Origin of the sequence: Chryseobacterium formosum (assembly GCF_026460885.1) — a bacterium.
In the GTDB taxonomy this organism is placed as follows: Bacteria; Bacteroidota; Bacteroidia; order Flavobacteriales; family Weeksellaceae; genus Chryseobacterium; species Chryseobacterium formosus.
This window is the reverse complement of sequence record NZ_JAOVZW010000008.1, coordinates 66,680-88,108: the sequence shown is the minus strand read 5'-3', so window position 1 is coordinate 88,108 and position 21,429 is coordinate 66,680. Positions and strand designations below refer to the sequence as shown.

The window sequence follows — 21,429 nt, the reverse complement described above, 5'->3', positions numbered from 1 at the left end:
AAACAAATTGACAACATGATCAACATTTACCGTAGAATAGCAATTATCGAGGGAATTTCTTATTTAATTTTACTCTTCATTGCGATGCCTATAAAATATATTCTTAATATTTCAGAGCCTGTAAAATATTTTGGCTGGATTCACGGAGTTTTATTCTTAGTTTACATGGTCATTCTTATTATTGCTTCTATAAAATACAGATGGAGCCTCAAAAGAATTGCAATCTACCTTATCGGATCTGTTTTACCGTTTGTTCCTTTTATTTTAGATAAAAATTTAAAGAAAGAATATCAATCGAAAAGTAATTGATATTTTAATGTATCGAAATCGCTTACTACTTTCGTTTATTTTCCCTTATTAAAGAAATAAAATTCTGGCTAAATCTTTTATCTTTACGAAATATTAAACTAAAGTTAAAGCTTGATGGATAAAAGCAATTTGTTAATTATTGTAACGGTCATTTCTTTGTTCATTTCTTTTTTTCTTGCCTTTTTTCTCCTCACGGTTAAGAACAGAAACAGACTCAGCAATTCACTTTTTGCATTCTATCTGATTCTTATTGCGATAGATGTAAGTGAGCCTATATTCAGTTTGATTATTGACAGACCCTCAAATCTGGGAATGCTCAGAAGTACATTTGCCTTTTTACAAATTCCTGTTTTTTATCTGTATGTGATGTCAGTTTGTTATTCAGATTTTAGGCTGAAATCCAAACATTTGCTTCATCTTCTACCCTTTTTAGTGATAAATATTATCCTGATCCCGAATTTTTATTCCGTCGATTTGATTTCTAAATTTGATTTTATCAAAAATCGACAAAGTATGATAGAATTTCAATTCATTCATATTTTCATACACATTCAGTTAACAGCCTACATTATTGCTGTTTTACTGATACTGAGAAGAACAAAAACACTTTATCTGGAAAATTTCGCCGGTACAAATGTTCATTCTTATCATTGGCTGTTCCAATTTACAGTTGTTATCACAATTTTATATTCGGTGGCTCTTATAAAAAACATTTTTAAATTTTCAGATTATCCCGAGATTTCCGAATGGATAAAAATTTTCGGATTGGTTTTGCAGATGTTTATTGTCTGTTGGTATTTGTATAAAGCTCTGAATAATCCTGATTTATTCAGAAATATCAATTCTAAACTAAAACTCGTTTCCGATATTATTTCAGAACAAAAAACGACTGAAGAATCATTTATAAATGAACAGGAACACAATGAAGATTTATTGAAACTAAAGAAATATATGAGCGATGAAAAACCATTTTTAGATCCATCAATTACGATTCAAAATATTTCTGAAAACATCAATATTCCTGTTCGGGAATTATCGGTTTTAATTAACCATCAATTAGGTCAGCATTTTTATGATTTTGTAAATACATATCGAATTGAATATGCTATGGAAATCTTAAAAAATCCAGCAAAAACTAAAGTTACTGTTCTCGAAATTTTGTACGAAGTCGGATTTAATTCTAAGTCTTCATTCAATACCGCTTTCAAAAAACATACAGGAAACACACCAACCTCATATCGTAAAACACTACAAAACAAAACTTTGTAATTACTCGTACGTTTATATTTCATCATTCGAACTCATTTTTTTAGTAGAAATTCGTCTAAGTGTATTTATTCGGTCGTGTAAAATTTTGTTCTTCCGCACATTTGTACCATAATCTTAAAACAAGGTACAATGAAAACTACATTCACACTTTTAACAGCATTATTATTCATTAGTAATTTTGCTTTTTGCCAAGACTTTTCTAAAAGAATTGACTCTATTATTAAAGCCAGTTATGATAAAAACCCGGACGTCGGAATCAGTGTTGGTTTTATCGGCAACAACAAAGAATTTTATACTTCTTATGGAAAACTGAGTAAAAAAAGTAAAGTTGATATTGATAAAAATTCAATCTTCGAAATTGCTTCTATTACCAAAATCTTAACAGGAAATATGATTGCTCAGGCTTCTTTGGAAAAGAAATTAAAACTGGATGATTACATTGATAATTATCTTCCTAAACAATATATTCTGCAAAAAAATCTTCAGAACAAAATCAAAATATCAGATTTGGCTTCACATCAGTCTGGCTTACCAGATTTTGATTTTCAAAAACTGATTGAAATAAATTCTCAACAACCAATAAACAGTGTTACAAAAGAGTCATTAGCAACGATGATTAATCAATCTACAGATCTCATCGATTATGGAAAATTCCGATATTCTAATATCAATTTTACTTTATTAGGACAAATTTTAGAGAAAATATATGGTAAAAGTTATGATGAAATTATCCGAGAAAAAATATTGAAACCTGCAAAAATGACTAAGACATTGACTCAAGATTTTAATGTGAAAAACATTACTACAGGTTATAATCCTGAAGGAGGTGCTCAAGAGTTTCTCTTGTGGAATGTAACTGCACCTGCCGGATTGGTAAAATCTAATGCTTCTGATATGACGAAATATCTTAAAGCACTTTTAAAGAATGAAAATTCAATTTCAAACGCAGCTTTATTAGCCGAAAAAATCTATTACAAAGATGAAAAACGTGAAATGGGGTTAGGTTTTAACATTAGCACTACAGACAACGATACCATTTTCCTGAAATCTGGTGATTCTATGGGACAATCTTCTATTATTTGCTACAATAGAGCTAAGAATTGGGGAATTATCATTCTTTTAAATCAAAGAAACTCAAAAATGAGACAAGATTTGTTGAATCAGATTTATGAAACGGTTTTGAAATAAAACCGTTTTATATTTTGGAAAGATTTATTTGTTCTGATTATGAAAAAGAACTTTAACCGTAATTTTGTATTTAAAAATAAAAAAGTGATTGAGGAATATTTTCGCAGTTTCAATATATTTAAAGAAGAAGAGATTAGAGATTTGGTTCAGTTATTTGAAGTCAGAAAACTTGCAAAAAATGATTTCTTTGCAAATGAAGGTGAAAAATGCAATGAAGTTGCTTTTATAAAATCAGGAATTTTTCGTTCATACTATACAACTTCAGAAGGAAATGATATGACCTATTGTTTCAGATTTCCAAATGATATGCTTGCTTCTTATTCTTCATTTATCACCGGAAATCCTAGTTTGGAAACCTTGCAAGCCATTTCATCTGCAGAATTATTGGTCATCGGAAAAGATACGATTGATAAACTAACCACCAACAGTTATCATTGGACGATGTTTTTGAAAATAATTGCTGAACAGAATTACATTGAACTGGAAAAGCGAATCTTTCAACTTCAGAAAGAAACTGCCATTCAAAGATATACTGCATTAGTTGAAAATCAACCCGAATTTATACAACAAATTCCACTACAATATCTTGCTTCTTACCTTAATATTACTCAAAGACATTTAAGCAGAATCAGGAAAGAAATTACTTTTTAGACATTTGTCCTACATCAGGAAAATCACGCTAACTATTTTTGTTGTATTAATCAATAAATATGAAAAAAATAGTAGTTATAAATGGTCATCCAAATAAAGATTCTTTCAATTTTGGCATCGTCAAAGCTTATAAAGAAGCAGCTGAAGATTCAAAAGCTGAAGTGAGAGAAATTTTGATTGCTGATTTAAATTTCAATCCTAATCTGCAATTTGGTTATCAAAAAAGAACCGAATTAGAGCCAGACTTGCTCGAAGCTTGGGAAACTATAAAATGGGCAGATCATTTGGTTTGGGTACATCCTGTTTGGTGGGGCGGTTTACCTGCGATTACCAAAGGATTTATAGACAGACTTTTTTTACCGGGATTTGCTTTTCAATACCGAGAAAATTCTATTTTTTGGGATAAATTATTGAAAGGAAAATCTGCAAGAATAATAACAACGCTCGACCAACCAGGCTGGATTTACAGACTTTTATTTGGCAGACCAAGCGTAAATCAACTAAAAAAATCAACACTTCAATTTTGCGGAATTAATCCTGTAAAAGTAACTTATATTGGTATCGTTAAGACTTCTGATGAAAAAATGCGAGCGAAATGGTTAAATGAGATTAGAATTTTAGGGCAAAATAATAAGTGAAAATTTTATTCTACTTTTATTGTTTAAAGATCTAATGATTGAAACAAGAGTTTGATAGTGCAACTCTCTGTATGTTTAGTAAGTATAAATTTCACATAGAAAACTTTTTCATGATAAATATTTAAGAATAAAAAACAGCTGAAAAAATTCAGCTGTTTTTTATGTTAACTAAAATATCTCACGGATATTTATATTTCCTGTAGCGCCCTGTGGCAGAAATACAACTTTCCTTTTAATAGCTTTTGCCTTTTCTAAAGCTTTAATTGCTTTTTGACGCTCAATTTCTCTTGTGTAGTGAGAAGCAATGTTCTCGGATTCTGTAGATAGTTTCATATTAATTGATTTAGGTTTATACCGGAAGTAATCTAATTCTGTACCAACCAAAACCAATTTTGAAATCTGTGGTATTTAAAATTTAAATTAATGTAAAAAAGGGTTTTTAAAACGAAAAAAATAGTAGAAATCATTGTCAGTATAATCTGCGTCATAACATAATATATTCTTACTTCTTAGGTTTGAATATGAATGCCTGCATTGACAACAAATAATTGAAGCTTTACATTTAATAAACTTATTACATTTCAGATGTTGCAATCTAATATAAAAAAAATAATCCCACATTTCGGTGGGATCATTTTTAAGAATGAGAGATAAAAATTATTTTACAGCTTTTTTTGCTGTTTCAGATTCCATTAAGTGATGCTCCAAAGCAGGAATGGTTTTCGATGCAAAAGCTTTCAGAGAAGTTTCTGATCCTTCAGCAGATTCCTTTTTAAAATCAGCAATTGTTTTCTTATGATCATTTACCATCATATCTGTATACATCTTGTCGAATTCTGTACCTTTTTTGGCTTTTAACTCATCATATTTTTTTTGTTGATCAGCATCTACCGCAGAAGGTAAAGTATAAGAATTTGCAGAGGCCCACTGTTTCAATTCGTCATTTGCTTTGGTATGATCTTCTACCATCATTTCAGCCAATGTTTTTACAGTAGCATTGGTTGCATTTTGCATCGCCAATTTTCCTGCCATTACTTCCATCATACTGCCTTTCGCTGCAGCATCAGCAAATTTTTTATCTTGATCGTTAAGAGAAACTGCTGCTGAACTGTTTGCAGAAGTAGAAACCGAATCACTGGTCACAGGAGTTGAATCAGTTGGAGTTGACATTTCCATAGAATCACTTGATTCATTAACTGTTGTAGATTCCTTTTTGTTGCACGACATTACCGTAGCGACTGCTAAAAGCATTACAATTGATTTTTTCATAAATAATTTATTTGGTTTGATAATTAAATGTAGTGTTATTCACAAATCAATAAAGAAGTATATATGATAAAAAATCTTTACAGCAGAAATAAGACTTTTTCTGACAATTTTGAAATTGTGTACTCATATAGATATTTGATTGGTGACTGTCAAATTTAAAAACTAACATCCAACTATTTATATGACCGCAGTCATAAGATTGGGTAATCTGCATCAATAGAATTTAATTTTGTCTATTCGTAAATACTCAATATGCTAAATTTATTTTACCCATTCTTTAATAATCAAAACAAAACCGCTGTAAACATTACATTTACAGCGGTTTATTATTTATAAATTGATGTTAAATTACTTAACTTCTTCAAAATCTGCATCCTGAACATCTTCTGCTCCGTTTGCCTGACCTTGACCTTGTTGAGCTCCTGCATCTGCACCTTGACCTTGTGCATACATTTCTTCAGAAGCTGCCATCCAAGCTGCATCTAGAGCTTCTGTTTTAGCTTTTACATCATCTCCATTTTTAGCTTCGAAAGCGGTTTTCAATTCTGCGTGAGCAGTTTCGATGGCTGCTTTTTTGTCAGCAGACAATTTATCACCAAATTCTTTCAATTGCTTTTCAGTTTGGAAAATCAATCCGTCAGCTTTGTTGAAGATTTCCACTTCTTCTTTTCTCTTGTTATCTGCTGCAGAGTTTTCCTGAGCTTCTTTTTTCATTCTTTCGATTTCTTCGTCAGAAAGACCTGAAGATGCCTGAATTTTAATAGACTGCTCTTTACCAGTTCCTTTATCTTTAGCAGAAACGCTCAAGATTCCGTTTGCATCGATATCGAAAGTAACTTCAATCTGAGGAACTCCTCTCTGTGCTGGTGGAATATCTGTTAAATCAAATTTACCAATCTCTTTGTTGTCGTTAAACATTGGTCTTTCACCTTGTCCAACTCTGATGCTTACAGCCGGCTGATTGTCAGAAGCTGTAGAGAATACTTCAGATTTTTTAGTCGGAATTGTAGTGTTTGCTTCAATCAATTTAGTGAAAACAGAACCCATTGTTTCGATACCTAAAGAAAGTGGTGTAACATCTAATAAAAGTACATCTGTAACATCTCCAGTTAAAACTCCACCTTGAATAGCTGCACCGATTGCAACAACCTCATCTGGATTAACTCCTTTTGAAGGCTTTTTACCGAAGAATTTCTCAACTTCTTCTTGGATAATTGGGATTCTTGTAGAACCACCTACCAAGATTACTTCGTCAATATCTGAGATAGAAAGACCTGCATCAGAAAGCGCTTTTTTACAAGGCTCCATAGATCTTCTTACCAAGTCTGCAGATAACTGCTCGAATTTAGCTTTAGTTAAAGTCTTCACTAAGTGTTTAGGACCCGTAGCTGTAGCTGTAATATAAGGAAGGTTAATTTCAGTTTGAGGAGAAGAAGACAACTCGATTTTTGCTTTTTCAGCTGCTTCTTTCAATCTTTGTAATGCAATTGCATCAGATTTTAAGTCAACACCTTCTTCAGATTTAAATTCGTCTGCCATCCAGTTGATAATTACATCATCAAAATCATCACCTCCTAAGTGCGTATCACCATTTGTAGACAATACTTCGAAAACTCCATCTCCTAAATCAAGGATAGAAACGTCAAAAGTACCACCACCTAAATCGTAAACTGCGATTTTTTGGTCTTTGTGAGACTTATCCATTCCATAAGCCAAAGCTGCTGCTGTAGGCTCATTGATGATTCTTTCTACTTTAAGACCTGCAATTTCTCCAGCTTCTTTTGTAGCTTGTCTTTGCGCATCGTTGAAGTAAGCCGGAACAGTGATTACCGCTCTTGTTACTTCTTGACCAAGGTAATCTTCAGCAGTTTTCTTCATTTTCTGAAGCGTCATTGCAGAAATTTCCTGTGGTGTATATTCTCTGTCGTCGATTTTTACTTTTACAGTATCATTTGGTCCAGCAACTACTTTATAAGGTACTCTTGAGATTTCAGCAGAATCATCTTTGAAATGAGTTCCGATAAATCTTTTGATTGAATAAACCGTTTTTGTAGGGTTTGTTACGGCTTGTCTTTTAGCAGGGTCACCTACTTTTCTTTCTCCATCTTCTGTGAATGCCACGATAGATGGCGTCGTTCTTTTACCTTCTGCGTTAGGAATTACAACAGCGTCTTTCCCTTCCATTACAGCAACACAAGAGTTTGTTGTACCTAAATCGATTCCGATTATTTTACTCATAATATTTATATTTTTTCTAATTTTTAAATTTTAATAACACTCTCACATTCTCAATATTTATACCATTTGTTTTTTTATGACAAATTGACATACTAAAAATAAAACCTCGATAAAATCGAGGTTTTTTAATATAAAATATTGGAAGAAATTTCCGATTATTTTTTAATGAACTTCATAGACTTAACAAACTCTTTATTATTATAAGTTCTTACATAATAAACACCTGTTGCAAAATCTCTAACATCAATTTTATCAGTTTCATTATTTATTGTAGCTTTTTTAACTAATCTTCCCTCAGCATTAAATATTTCAACTTCATTAATTTTAGCTAATGGAGATGCAATAGAAATATACTGCGTTGTAGGATTAGGAAATAAATTGATAGAATTTACTTTCTCAATATTATTTACAGATAAGAAACTACAAGCGTTGGAATTTAGCAGGCTAGCTCTTGGACCATTCATTGTGTTGGTTTTAATCGTTTTTTGATCATTTGTAAAAAGAGCCATTTCTGTATCTGTTACATAATCCATAAAATTCATAAACATTGCTCCATTTGCCGAAGGCACACAAGTATATGCATTATCTGGAAAAACATTCCCACCGTAATGAGCATCAGAAATAGCAGGCGTATCAGCACAACCATCATCATTATCTGCTGTTCCACAAGCGCTGCCATCTTCTCCCCATGGATGTAAAAGTCCAAAATAATGACCAATTTCGTGTGTTGCAGTTCTACCTCCGTTATAAGGATATTGCGCAGCACCAGTTGTTCCAAAATAATTATAGCCAATTGCTAATCCGTCAAAAGCATACCCTGCAGCATCCGGTAAATAAGCCCATCCTAAGTAAGGATTAGGCATATCTCCCACCCAAATATTAAGATATTTCGTAGGATCCCAAGCAACAAGCCCTGAAGACTGGTAATAATTATTAGGAAAACTAAAACTCGTTGCAACAGATTTTCTTTCAATACCCGTTGTAGAACTACCATCACTTTTTTTAGTCGCCATGCAAAAAACAAGCTCCATATCTGCCGCAAAAGGTTTAAAAGCATCTGGAACTACAGAACTGTAATCCGAATTTAATTTTCTAAAATCAGCATTAAGTACAGCAATCTGAGAGGCAATTTGAGCATCAGAAATATTCTGAGCTGCATTTTTATACAAAACATGTACTACAACAGGAATCGTTACAACTGTTTGCGTATTTTTCGCAGTTGTATTCTTCGTTGTTAAATAGTTTCTTAAATCCTGCTTCTTCGCTAATGCATTAGGATTATTTGCGAAGAACTCATTCATTTTTTGATCTGTACCGCAAAATCTTTGTCCATTAACATTTGCAATTAAAAGAACCGCAAGGAATAATAGATATTTTTTCATTCTAATTAATTTAATGAGCGAATGTAGAAATTAAATATAATACTACAAAAAGACATTTAAAATCATAAATAACATTTATCAAACTAATAATACAATAAAATTATCAAATTAATTATAAATGACAATTATAAATGTGAAATACATAACATTATTCAAAGTAAAATAAAACCAAGGAAATTTATTAAAAAACAAATTTTAACATTTAATTAAAGCTTAATATGAAAATAAGTGTATAAATAATAGACAATGACTATTTTTGAGAAATTTTACTCACAAATATGTCATTACATTTTAATCCCAGAGATATTACATGGTTATCATTCAACGAAAGAGTTTTGCAGGAAGCAATGGACGAAAATGTGCCGCTTCACCTCAGAATTCGTTTTCTCGGGATTTTTTCAAATAATTTAGATGAATTTTTCAGAGTGCGTGTTGCAGGTTTAAAGCGTGCAATGGATTTTAAAGAAAAGGTTATTGCCGAATCTTTTTATCAACCGCCTTCAAAAATTCTTCAGAGAATCAACGAAATTGTAATTACTCAACAAGCCGATTTTGACAGAACCTGGAAAAGAATTCAGGTTGAAATGGCAGATCATAAGGTTTCGATTAAAACTTCAAAAAATTTAAGTGCAAAACAAAAAGAATTTGTAAGACAATATTTTGATGAAGTAGTAGAAGCTAATGTAATCCCGATTCTTCTTCACGAAAACACGCCAATGCCTTATATGAGAGACAAAAGTCTTTATTTAGGTGTTGCCATGAGAAAAAAAGACTGGAATTATCACAGTAATTATGCGATTATTGAAATTCCTTCGCGTTTTGTGGGGCGATTTGTTTTGTTGCCTACTGAAAATCCGGAAGAAAAAAATGTGATGCTTTTGGAAGATGTAATTACGTTTAACCTTCCACATATTTTCTCTTATTTCGGATATGACGAGTTTGCTGCAAATGCATTTAAAGTAACAAAAGATGCCGAAATGAATATTGATAACGATATCAAAACCAATTTCGCAGAAAAAATAGAAAAAGGACTTAAAAACCGTAGAAAAGGAAAACCTACAAGATTTGTCTTCGATAAAGATATGGATAAAGCTTTGCTTGAACTTTTAATTAGAAAATTAAATTTAAGCAAAAGAGACAGCATTATTCCAGGTGGAAAAATTCATAATTTCAAACATTTCATGGATTTTCCGGATGTTTTTGAATATTATAAAAAACCTGTCGAAAGAACTTCATTCACACATCAGGCTTTTGAACATGGAGAAAGAGTTACCGATGTTATTTTAAAGAATGATGTTTTGCTTTCTTTCCCATATCATACTTACACTCCCGTAATTGATCTTCTTCGTGAAGCAGCGATGGATCCTGATGTAAAATCGATTCAGATTACGGCTTATCGTTTGGCGAGCAATTCAAAAATCAGTAATGCTTTGATTTATGCGGCAAGAAATGGTAAAGAAGTGACGGTTATGCTTGAACTTCAGGCAAGATTTGATGAAGAATCAAATTTGATGTGGAAAGAAATGTTTGAACCTGAAGGAATCAATGTTTTAATAGGAATTCCAGATAAAAAAGTTCATGCTAAATTGTGTGTGATTAAAAAACGTGCAAATAACAAGACTCTGCAATACGGATTCGTGAGCACCGGAAATTTTAACGAAAAAACGGCGAAAATCTACGGTGATCATTTAATTATGACTTCCGACCGTGGAATTATGGCAGATATTAATAAAGTTTTTAATGTTCTTAAAAAACCGAAAGAGGATTATTTAACGGTATTAAAAACATGTAAATCTTTAATGGTTTGTCCGCAGTTTATGCGTGAAAAAATCATGCAACATATTGACAAAGAGATTGAAGAGGCAAAAGCAGGAAGAAAAGCTGAAATGATTATTAAAGCCAATTCAGTAAGCGATCGAGCTTTAATTATAAAATTATATGAAGCGGCAGAAGCCGGCGTAGTAATAAGAGTAATCGTAAGAGGAATTTACTGTGCGGTTAATCAGAAAGATTTTAAACAAAAAATCAAGGCAATCAGTATCGTTGATGAATATCTGGAGCACGCAAGAGTAATGTATTTTTATAATAAAGGTTCTGAAGACATATACATTTCATCAGCAGACTGGATGAACAGAAACCTGGATTACAGAATTGAGGCTGCTGCAAAAATCACCGATAAAAATCTTAAAAAGGAGCTAAAAGATATTCTGAATATTCAACTGAACGATAATATGAAAGCCAGAATTTTAGATAAAAAACTGAGCAACGAATACATTAAAAACGATGAAAAAGATTGCCGTTCTCAGATTGAAACATATAGATATCTGAAAGCTAAGACTTCAAAGAAATAACCGATCATCAGAAAGCTGAAATTTATCAATTCAAAAAGAGAATAATTTTTGTAAATTTCGACTTTAAAGTTTTCAAAAATTTAAATAAATCACTGAATTTCAATAAAATACATCATAAAACATGATTATTGCAGCGATAGACATAGGAAGTAATGCAGCACGACTTTTAATAAACGAGGTAAAAATCCAAAACGGAGAACCCGAATTTATTAAACTTAATCTTTTACGAGTTCCACTGAGATTGGGAATGGATGTTTTCACTCTCGGAAAAATCGGCGAAGAAAGAGAAAAAATGGTCATCGATACTATGAGAATTTTCAGCGATTTGATGAGTATTTATAAAGTGGAACATTATCGCGCCTGTGCAACGAGTGCAATGCGTGATGCCGAAAACGGACAGGAAATTATTCAAATTGTAAAAGAAACTTCAGATATTAATATTGAAATTATTTCCGGAGACGAAGAAGCTACCTTAATTTACGAAAACCACGTCGCAGAAGGACTTGATAAAGATTTTGCTTATCTTTATGTAGATGTTGGAGGGGGTTCTACCGAACTTACTTTCTACGAAAACGGAAAAATGGTTTACGAAAGATCTTTCAACATCGGAACAATCCGTTTGCTGAATAACCTTGTTACTGAAGACAATTGGAAAGAGATGAAAGAAGAAATTAAATCTCATATTGTCAGCAAAAAACCAATTGTAGCCATCGGATCCGGAGGAAATATCAACAAAGTTTTTTCGATGAGTAAAACCAAAGACGGAAAACCAATGGTTGCTTCTTATCTAAAAAAAGTGTACAAAGAATTAAGCGTTCTTACCGTTGACGAAAGAATGACGAAACATAATCTGAGACAAGATCGCGCCGATGTTTTAGCTCACGCTTTGAAAATTTACAACAATATAATGACCTGGTCTGAAATCAACAAAATTTTTGTTCCGAAAATTTCTGTTGCGGATGGTTTGATTCATAATATTTATGATAAAGTTTCGGGGAAGAAGTAATTTGATGAAATTAGCTATTAGCTATTGCACTTATAATAATTATGCAATTTTATAGAATAGTTATTTATGCAGTACATATCTCTGCTAAATATCTATAATACCTACAAAACAATTTTATAAATCATGAAATATTTATTTTTCACTTTCTTTTGTTTTTCATTGTGCTTTTCACAATCCCCTAAGCGAGTAATAAAAAAAATTGGTAATAATCCAATTATTTTTATTGATAGTTTAAATGTACATTCTTCGGAAATGCAAAAATATGATCCAAAAGTGATAAGTTTATTTACAGTTTATAAAGACAAAGAGGCTACAGATTTATTTGGTGAAGATGGCAGAGATGGAGTTATATACATAGAAACAAAACCTTTTAGTGAAAAACGTTATCAAAACTATTTCAAAACCAAATCCGCTGAATTTAAAAAAATTATTGACACTGAACCTAAAGAAGATATACAGTATTTGTTAAATGGGAAAGTACTATCTGAAAATTATGAAGGAGACTTAGCATTAATTAATGATAAAACGTTCAAAAGTGTAAAGATTCTGAACTCGGAAGAATTATTAAAACAGTACAAAATATCTGGTAAAAAATATGGAATTTTGATTATTTCCGATATTCCTGAAAATCTATATAAAGGAAAAGAAAAATTCAAATAAGCGTTATTGCTAACTTTCGAAAAAGTTGAACCATGTATAATTTTTAGTATAAAAAAGGTTTTATAATCTTATTATTTGTAAAACTATCTCCTTAGTCAATCAACATCTTTTAGCTATATAGCCTAAAAACAATTAACAATTATTTAAAGAACCCCCTTTATTTAAACAAAATATTAATCATTTCTTAAAATTAAATTAAAAGCCTCACAACTTACAATCTTCATTTTTGCAACAATCTAAAATTAATAAAAATGAAGAACAAATACCTTTTGAGAGGTCTTTTGCCTATTGCCGCTTTATTTCATGGCGCAGTTTCAGGACAAAGCACATTAATCCATTACTGGAACTTTAACACCAACACATCTGTTGCATCAATTACTACGCCTTCATCGGCTGCAGCATTACAAACAGGAACAATTACAGCTTTTCAAAACGGTACTGCTGATCCTAATACTTTTATTAACTTATCAAGTGCTACTGGTAACGGTTTTGGTACAATAAACGGGAGAAACGGAGATGCTGCAGGTACCCATTTACGTTATAACAATCCTATACCTGGAAATATTCAATTTGCTTTACCTACAACAGGTTACAACAATATTGTCGTAAAATTTACAACCAGAAGATCAGGCTCCGGAGCAGGAAAGCAAAAATGGTTTTACTCGATTGACGGAGTTTCTTTTTTACCTTTCACTTATACTGCAAACAACGATCCCGAAGGTGCCGTTTTACCGGTTGACGGAGATCCGACCTTGGTAACCCTTGATTTCTCAAACAACTTTAGCGTAAACAATAACCCAAATTTTAAGCTGAAAGTTGAATTTACTGCAGGAGCGGGAGGAACAGTTGGTAACAACAGATTCGACAATTTCACGGTTGATGCTACAGCTATGAGCGGAATTGATACTACTCCCCCAACAGTTACTTATTTGCCTGCAAACAACGTAAATAACGCTTCAACAACAGTAAATCCTATCATTACTTTTAATGAAAATGTAAGATTAATTGATAACTCTGCGATTACTGCTACAAATGCACAAAATCTTGTAGAATTAAGATTAAATAACGCAACAGGAACAGCTATTCCGTTTACGACAACATTTGCAAATAATGTGATTACGGTAATTCCTACAGGAGGTTTAGTTCCCAACCAGGCTTATTATTTAGCATTAAAACCAAATATGGTGGAAGATACAAGTGATAATGCAGTTACAACCACAACATCAAGCACTTTCACAACCGCAGGAACTAGTATTTCTTTAGATAAAACCTTAGTTAAAGTAAACGAAAACGCAGGAACTTTAGCCTTTAAAATAAATGTTACAAATCCTTCGAATGCAACGGTAAATTTAGTAGCAAAAACTGCTTACGGAACAGCAAATACAAGCGATTACACATTTACAAACCAAACAATCAACATTACACCTTCAACGACAAGTGTAACGGTAAATATTCCGATTATTGATGATACTTTGGAAGAACAACAGGCTGAATATTTTGTTTTAAGTCTTGAAAATCCGGTTGGAACAACGATTACAGGAGATACTTCTTCTACAGTTTATATTATTGATAATGATAAAGCTGCACCTGTTCCATCAAATCCAAATATGCTAAGTTATATTGGAAGCTTTGATCCTTCAGGAAACAGCACAAGTTCTACAGAAATTGTTGTTCATGATCCTGCAACTCAGAGATTATTTACGATCAGTTCTTTAACGGATGTTTTTGATATTATTAATTTTTCTAATCCATTAGCTCCTTCGGTTATTCAAACGGTGAATATGCTTCCTTATGGTGGAATTACAAGTATTGCGGTGAAAAATGGAATTGTAGCTGTAGCTTCACCAAACGGAACAAACCCTCAGGGAAATGGTTCTGTGGTTTTCTTTAATACGAATGGAGTATTCTTGAAACAGGTTACTGTAGGAGTTTTACCAGATATGATTACTTTCACTCCGGACGGAAACAAAATAATGACAGCAAACGAAGGAGAACCAAATGATGCTTACACAGTAGATCCAGAAGGTTCGATCAGTATTATTGATATTTCTGGAGGAATTGCAAATTTAACGCAATCAAATGTTACCACTCTTTCTTTAACACCATTTAACGGACAGGAAGCTACTTTAGCTTTAACTGGAGGAAGAAAAGTAAAATCTACGAGCACTTTAGCACAGGATCTTGAACCTGAATACATTACAATCAGTCCGGATAGTCAGAAAGCTTGGGTTTCTTGTCAGGAAAACAATGCCATTATTGAGGTTAATTTAGCAACAAATACTTTAGGAAATATTTGGGGATTAGGTAAAAAAGATATGAGTCTTCCAGGAAACGGTTTCGATGCTTCAGACAACAATGGAGAAGTTCTAATTGCGAACTGGCCTGTAAAAACATATTACAATCCCGATGCAATGGCATCTTTCAAAGTTGGAAATACCAATTATCTGGTTACAGCCAATGAAGGAGACGAAAAAGACTTAGGTGGTTTCAGCGAAAGAACAACAGTTGGAGCCAACGGATATACTTTAGATTCAGCGATTTTCCCGAATGCATCTATTTTGAAAGCTTCTCATAATTTAGGAAGATTCAGAGTAACCAACGTAAACGGAAATACAGATGGTGATGCAGATTTTGAAGAAATTCACGCTTTGGGAGCTCGTTCATTCTCAATTTTCAATGCAGATACCAAACAATTGGTTTTCGACAGTGGAGATCAGTTTGAAAGACATACCGCAGCTTACCATCCTTTGATTTTCAATGCCGATAACGAAGCCAACGGTGCAAAAAGCAGAAGCCGTGCAAAAGGTCCTGAACCAGAAGGCGTAACTTTAGGAACTATCGGAACTCAGACATTTGCATTCATCACTTTGGAAAGAACCGGAGGTGTGATGGTTTATAACGTTACAGACCCAAATAATGCAACTTTTGTAGATTACAAACATTCAAGATCGACTTCTGCATTTGGTGGAGATAACGGTCCGGAAGGAATCACATACATTCCTGCTGCAAATATGAATAACGGAAAAGCTTATATCATCGTTGCCAACGAAATCAGTGGAACTTTATCGATGTATGAAGTAATGACTTCTCCAACTCTAGCAACAGGCGAAGTAAAAACCGAAAAAGCAACGTTCAATATCTTCCCGAATCCTGTAAACAAAGGAAACACTCTTTATTTCAACAGAGCTCAAGGATACGAATTGTACGACATGAGCGGAAAACTTCTTGGAAAAGAGAAAAACGCTTTGACAATAGATACTTCAAAACTTTCTACCGGAGTTTATTTAATCAAAACTTCAGAAGGAGAAGTGAAGAGAGTCATCATAAAATAATTTTCTTACTTAATAATTTACACTTTCAAGCCTCGGAATTTTTCGGGGCTTTTTTTGTGCTAAAATCTTAATTGTTTATTGAAAAAAAATATTTCATTATTTAGATATTTTTTGATTTATATTTAAACATTTATTTTTATTTAATCATCTAAACATGTTTATTTCAGAATATAATTACGCTTTAAATCTTCCTGAAACTTGGTCTGAATACATAACTGACGAGGAAAAGACTAATGCTTTTTTCAATACAAAAAAATGGACAGGAAATCTGAGAATAACTCCAACAAATCATCAATTTCAGAATCCAGACTTCTTAAATGAACTAAGAATTGAAAATAATGCTACAGAAATTATGTGGAATAATATTAACGGTATTCAGTACAATGATAATAATGAGGGAATTTATTATTGGTATTTAATTGTAGAAAATACACTCTTTTTATGTTCTTTTACTCTCGGAGATTTACCTAATACGATTGACATACAAAATGAATTACTTATTGTAGAAAGTATTTTAAAAACGATAAAAAAAATAACATTTGTAAATAACATTAGATAGAATTAATATCTATTGCAAACAAAAAAAGACAGACCCAAAAGCCTGTCTTAAAAAAATATATCGTCGTATTTTTTATTCTACATTTACTACCTTTTCAATTTCGGGAGCGTGCTGTTTGATTGTGTTTTCAACTCCTAATTTTAGGGTAGAAAAATTAAGAGAGCAACCTGAACAGTTTCCTAAAAGTTTTACAAAAACAGTATTGTCTTTTACATCCAAAAGTTCAATGTCACCGCCATCTTTATTCAAAAACGGACGAATGCTTTCCAGAGCTTCCATTACCTTAGTTACTGTTTGTTCGTGTGCTGTATTTGTCTCCATATTTGGGTTTGGTTTTCAAAAAAGTATTTGAAATTATTTAATTATTTTTTTGGTGAGCAACCTGCCATTGTTGAGATTTTTACTGCTTCAGTCGGTGGAAGAAACTTGTTTCTTTCCAATAAACTTTCTACCATTTTTTTGGCAGTTTCAGTATAAATTTCAGCAATTTTAGAATTCTCTTGCAAAGCTGCAGGTCTTCCTACATCTCCTGCTTCTCTAATGCTCTGAATTAAAGGAATTTCCCCTAAAACAGGAATATTTAAATCATCTGCTAAATATTGCGCTCCCTGGTTTCCAAAGATATAATATTTATTGTCAGGTAATTCTTCCGGCGTAAAATAAGCCATATTTTCTATCAATCCAAGAACCGGAATGTTAATACTTTCCATGTTGAACATCGCAATTCCTTTTCTAACGTCCGCTAAAGCAACGTGTTGAGGTGTACTTACAATTACCGCTCCTGTTACCGGAACTTCCTGAATAATCGATAGATGAATATCACCAGTTCCCGGAGGAAGGTCGATTAACAAGAAATCTAATTCTCCCCAAGCTGCGTCTCTGATCATTTGGTTCAATGCTTTTGAAGCCATTGGTCCTCTCCAAACTACTGCCTGATTGGCTCCTGAAAAATATCCGATGGAAAGCATTTTCACACCGTAATTTTCGATAGGTTTCATTAAGCTTTTTCCGTTTACATCAACAGAAATTGGCTTTTGACCTTCAGTATCAAACATCGTAGGAACTGATGGCCCATAAATATCGGCATCTAAAATCCCAACTTTAAAACCCATTTTTGCTAAAGTTACCGCAAGATTCGCAGCAACGGTAGACTTACCAACACCTCCTTTTCCGGATGCAATGGCAATAATATTTTGAATTCCCGGGATCTGTTTTCCTTTGATCTGACTTAGCTGAACTTCACTTGGTTCCGGAGAAACAATTTTCAGTTTTAAATTGATTTCTTCTCCAAATTCGCTTGCAAAAGCCTGTTTCATTGCAGCTTCAAGCTTTTTCTTTTCGTGCATTGCCGGTGAATGCGCAGTCATATCTATATAAACATCATTCCCCATCAATTGGAAGTTAGAAACCAAGTCGTCTACTTCTATTTCTTTAAGGAAATCCTGAATCTTTTCTTTAGTCAACATAAAAATATAAATTGACCACAAATTTACGGAATTTTTAGCTATTTAGAATCAATAAACATGGCGATAGATAAATTCTTTTGTAGAACGAATTATTGTAGTATTTTAGGGCGATTTTAATTTTACACCATGAAAAAAATAATCTTCATCCTTTTAGGATTGATTAGCCATAATTTATTTTCACAAAATTATTCGCAATATGTGAATCCATTTATCGGAACAGGCGGTCACGGTCACACATTTCCGGGTGCGATAGTACCTTTCGGGATGGTTCAACTTTCTCCGGACACGAGAATTGACGGAAGCTGGGACGGCTGCAGCGGTTATCATTATTCAGATTCTGTCATCTACGGATTTTCTCATACCCATTTGAACGGAACGGGAGTTTCAGATTACGGTGACATTATGTTGATGCCCACAATGGGAAAACCGGGATTAACGCCAAAAGAATATTCATCAAAATTTTCTCATAAAAACGAAAAAGCAACGGCTGGTTTTTATTCTGTTAAATTAGATAAACATGACATCGATGTTCGTTTAACGACAACAAAAAGAGTCGGTTATCACGAATACAAATTCAATAAAGCAGGAAACGCCAATATTATTTTAGACTTAAATCACAGAGATAAACTTCTGGAAGGTGAAGTGAAAATTATTGATAACAAAACCATCGAAGTTTTCAGAAGAAGTGAAGCTTGGGCAACCAATCAGTATATTTATGCGAGAATTGAGTTTTCAAAACCGATGATTGAAACAAAATCATTGGTTGAGAGTCCATTACAACATGGTGTTGCTAGTACAAATTATAATGGAACAAAAATTCAAATTGCATTTTCCACTAAGGTTAAAAAAGGAGAAAAAATCCTTGTAAAAGTTGCAATTTCTCCGACTGGTTACGAAGGCGCAGGAAAAAATATGTTAGCTGAAGGAAAATCAAATGATTTTAACGAAATTCAAACACAGGCGATTGCAGATTGGAATAAAGAATTGTCAAAAATTGAAGTTAAATCTGACGACAAAAACAAACTTACGGTTTTCTACACCGCTATGCATCACGTTTTCACGCAACCCAATATCAATATGGATGTTGACGGAAAATACCGTGGAAGAGACAACAAATTTTACATGGCGAATGATTTCGGATACTACTCTGTTTTCTCGCTTTGGGATACTTTCAGAGGCGCACATCCTTTGATGACTTTGATTGACAGAAAAAGAACAGCAGATTTCGTGAATACTTTCATTAAACAGCGTGAACAGGGCGGAAGAATTCCAGTTTGGGAGCTTGCTTCCAATGAAACGGAATGTATGATCGGTTATCACGGAGTTTCAGTCATTGCTGATGCCATGGCAAAAGGAATTACGGGTTTTGATTATGAAAAAGCTTTCGAAGCTTCAAAAAATTCGGCGATGCAGGATATTTTTGGCTTAAATGCTTACAAACAGAACAACTACATCAGCATTGACGATGAGCATGAAAGTGTTTCAAAAACTTTGGAATATGCTTATGACGATTGGTGTATTGCTCAGATGGCGAAAATTTTAAACAAAAAAGAAGATTACGAATACTTCATGAAACGTTCTCAGAACTGGAAAAACCTTTACAATCCAAACAATGGTTTTATGCAGGCAAGAAAGAATGGAAATTGGTATGAGCCGTTTGATCCAAATGAAGTCAACAACAATTATACGGAAGGAAATTCTTGGCATTACTCCTACTCTGTTCAGCAGGATATTCCGGGATTGATTCAGGCGCATGGCGGAAAAGAAAAATTTGAAAAGTTTATAGACGATATTTTTGCAGCTTCTGATAAAACGACAGGAAGAGAACAGGTAGATATCACAGGTTTGATGGGACAATATGCTCAGGGAAATGAACCGAGCCATCACATCGCTTACCTTTACAACTTCGTTGATAAACCACAGAAAACAGAAGAAAAAATTAAATATATTCTTGATAATTTCTACAAAAATTCGCCGGATGGTTTGATTGGAAATGAAGATTGCGGACAAATGAGCGCTTGGTTTATTTTAAGTTCAATGGGAATTTATTCGGTAACTCCGGGAAAACCTGAATGGGAAACTGTAACGCCTTATTTTGATGAAATTAAACTACACTTAGAAGACGGAACGACAAGAATTATTACAAAAAACACTCCGAAAAGTGAACTTAAACATTTAGGTTTTGAAAATGTAAAAGTTGTTAAAGATTTAAAATACACCGAACAAACCGCATCTCCTGTAATTGCTGCAGACCGTCTTTTTGAATTCACAACTCAGGTAAAAATTACGCCTTTAAACGAAAAAGACAAAGTGTATTACATGACTTTGGATGATGACGATAAAAATGTGAGAAAAACTTTTAAAGTCTACAAAGAACCATTTACCATTAATAAAACAACGATAGTTTCGACTTATGCTGAAAGAAATGGAGAGAAAAGCGGAATTACCACTTCAAATTTCAACAGACGACCAAATCATTGGGATGTAACAATTAATTCAAACGTAAATCCGCAATATACAGCAGGCGGAAAATTGGCAATTATCGACGGAATCAACGGTGATGTAAATTGGAGAAAAGGCGAATGGCAAGGTTATCAGGGACAAACAGTGGAGGCGATTATTGATTTTAAATCACCTCAGCAAATCAATGAAATTTCGTCAACCTATCTACAAGACAGCCGAGCATGGATTTTAATGCCTAAAAAAGTAGAATACTACGCTTCAATGGACGGAAAAACATTTATTCTTCTGAAAACTCTGGAAAATAACATTGACGCTAAAGATGAAACCGTTCAGGTAAAAGATTTTACCACTGATGTTCTTCCAACCGAAGCTCGTTACCTTAAGGTAAAAGCGTATCACTTCGGAAAGCTTCCGGAATGGCATCAAGGTGCGGGTGGAGAAGCTTATATTTTTGTGGATGAGATTTCCGTGAAATAAGAATTTTAAACTTAAAATAATGAAACCTCTTTCGATTTGGAAGAGGTTTTTGTTTTTGTTAATAAGAAAGGGGCTTAGCCCTTTTTTAATTAGGGGAAACTCCAATTGGCTTTAGCTAAAATCTAGAGCAATAGATTTTTTTAGTAAATATGTTATTTCGTTTTAATTTTG

17 protein-coding genes are annotated in these 21,429 nt (G+C 33.1%); 11 read left to right on the top strand and 6 right to left on the bottom strand.

Going from position 1 to position 21,429, the window contains the following annotated elements:
- Positions 1 to 15 precede the first annotated feature (15 nt).
- From OF897_RS06780 to OF897_RS06760, 5 genes are all read left to right on the top strand, one after another.
- On the top strand, positions 16 to 309 hold the full coding sequence (locus OF897_RS06780; RefSeq protein ID WP_267264934.1) for a DUF3817 domain-containing protein: 294 nt from the start codon (positions 16 to 18) through the stop codon (positions 307 to 309).
- 114 nt (positions 310 to 423) lie between these two features.
- Entirely contained in the window at positions 424 to 1,578 is a 1,155-nt protein-coding gene (locus OF897_RS06775; RefSeq protein WP_267264933.1) for a helix-turn-helix domain-containing protein, read from the top strand.
- 129 nt (positions 1,579 to 1,707) lie between these two features.
- Positions 1,708 to 2,766 carry a serine hydrolase domain-containing protein gene (locus OF897_RS06770; protein ID WP_267264932.1) on the top strand — a complete coding sequence of 353 codons (1,059 nt, stop codon included), beginning with the start codon at positions 1,708 to 1,710 and terminating at the stop codon, positions 2,764 to 2,766.
- Positions 2,767 to 2,805: 39 nt separating this feature from the next.
- On the top strand, positions 2,806 to 3,417 hold the full coding sequence (locus tag OF897_RS06765) for a Crp/Fnr family transcriptional regulator (protein ID WP_267264931.1): 612 nt from the start codon (positions 2,806 to 2,808) through the stop codon (positions 3,415 to 3,417).
- Positions 3,418 to 3,476: 59 nt separating this feature from the next.
- Positions 3,477 to 4,055 (top strand): NAD(P)H-dependent oxidoreductase, encoded by a 579-nt coding sequence (locus OF897_RS06760; protein WP_267264930.1) that lies wholly within the window; start codon positions 3,477 to 3,479, stop codon positions 4,053 to 4,055.
- 168 nt (positions 4,056 to 4,223) lie between these two features.
- Here the strand turns inward: OF897_RS06760 and OF897_RS06755 are convergent, their stop codons facing one another.
- The 4 genes from OF897_RS06755 to OF897_RS06740 all read right to left on the bottom strand — a co-directional run bounded on the left by OF897_RS06755 (position 4,224) and on the right by OF897_RS06740 (position 8,944).
- Positions 4,224 to 4,388 (bottom strand): hypothetical protein, encoded by a 165-nt coding sequence (locus OF897_RS06755; protein WP_267264929.1) that lies wholly within the window; start codon positions 4,386 to 4,388, stop codon positions 4,224 to 4,226.
- Positions 4,389 to 4,712: 324 nt separating this feature from the next.
- Positions 4,713 to 5,324 carry a DUF4142 domain-containing protein gene (locus tag OF897_RS06750; RefSeq protein ID WP_267264928.1) on the bottom strand — a complete coding sequence of 204 codons (612 nt, stop codon included), beginning with the start codon at positions 5,322 to 5,324 and terminating at the stop codon, positions 4,713 to 4,715.
- Positions 5,325 to 5,672: 348 nt separating this feature from the next.
- Entirely contained in the window at positions 5,673 to 7,562 is a 1,890-nt protein-coding gene (dnaK, locus tag OF897_RS06745; RefSeq protein WP_267264927.1) for a molecular chaperone DnaK, read from the bottom strand.
- A gap of 155 nt (positions 7,563 to 7,717) precedes the next feature.
- Complete coding sequence (locus OF897_RS06740; protein ID WP_267264926.1) at positions 7,718 to 8,944, bottom strand: zinc-dependent metalloprotease; 1,227 nt, start codon at positions 8,942 to 8,944, stop codon at positions 7,718 to 7,720.
- Positions 8,945 to 9,222: 278 nt separating this feature from the next.
- On the opposite strand from OF897_RS06740, the gene ppk1 reads away from it, so the two are divergent.
- From ppk1 to OF897_RS06715, 5 genes are all read left to right on the top strand, one after another.
- Entirely contained in the window at positions 9,223 to 11,295 is a 2,073-nt protein-coding gene (gene ppk1, locus OF897_RS06735) for a polyphosphate kinase 1 (protein WP_267264925.1), read from the top strand.
- 121 nt (positions 11,296 to 11,416) lie between these two features.
- Positions 11,417 to 12,301, top strand: coding sequence for a Ppx/GppA phosphatase family protein (locus OF897_RS06730; RefSeq protein WP_267264924.1), 885 nt, complete (start codon positions 11,417 to 11,419; stop codon positions 12,299 to 12,301).
- Positions 12,302 to 12,424: 123 nt separating this feature from the next.
- Positions 12,425 to 12,961 (top strand): hypothetical protein, encoded by a 537-nt coding sequence (locus OF897_RS06725; RefSeq protein ID WP_267264923.1) that lies wholly within the window; start codon positions 12,425 to 12,427, stop codon positions 12,959 to 12,961.
- Positions 12,962 to 13,212: 251 nt separating this feature from the next.
- Entirely contained in the window at positions 13,213 to 16,293 is a 3,081-nt protein-coding gene (locus tag OF897_RS06720; protein ID WP_267264922.1) for a choice-of-anchor I family protein, read from the top strand.
- A 154-nt stretch (positions 16,294 to 16,447) separates the two neighbouring features.
- Positions 16,448 to 16,852 (top strand): DUF3805 domain-containing protein, encoded by a 405-nt coding sequence (locus OF897_RS06715; protein ID WP_267264921.1) that lies wholly within the window; start codon positions 16,448 to 16,450, stop codon positions 16,850 to 16,852.
- A 72-nt stretch (positions 16,853 to 16,924) separates the two neighbouring features.
- Here the strand turns inward: OF897_RS06715 and OF897_RS06710 are convergent, their stop codons facing one another.
- Together OF897_RS06710 and OF897_RS06705 are read right to left on the bottom strand one after the other, a co-directional pair.
- Positions 16,925 to 17,173 carry a NifU family protein gene (locus tag OF897_RS06710; RefSeq protein ID WP_267264920.1) on the bottom strand — a complete coding sequence of 83 codons (249 nt, stop codon included), beginning with the start codon at positions 17,171 to 17,173 and terminating at the stop codon, positions 16,925 to 16,927.
- Positions 17,174 to 17,214: 41 nt separating this feature from the next.
- Complete coding sequence (locus OF897_RS06705) at positions 17,215 to 18,318, bottom strand: Mrp/NBP35 family ATP-binding protein (protein WP_267264919.1); 1,104 nt, start codon at positions 18,316 to 18,318, stop codon at positions 17,215 to 17,217.
- A gap of 126 nt (positions 18,319 to 18,444) precedes the next feature.
- Here OF897_RS06705 and OF897_RS06700 point away from each other — a divergent pair, with 126 nt between their 5' ends.
- Positions 18,445 to 21,258, top strand: coding sequence for a GH92 family glycosyl hydrolase (locus OF897_RS06700; RefSeq protein WP_267264918.1), 2,814 nt, complete (start codon positions 18,445 to 18,447; stop codon positions 21,256 to 21,258).
- Positions 21,259 to 21,429 lie beyond the last annotated feature (171 nt).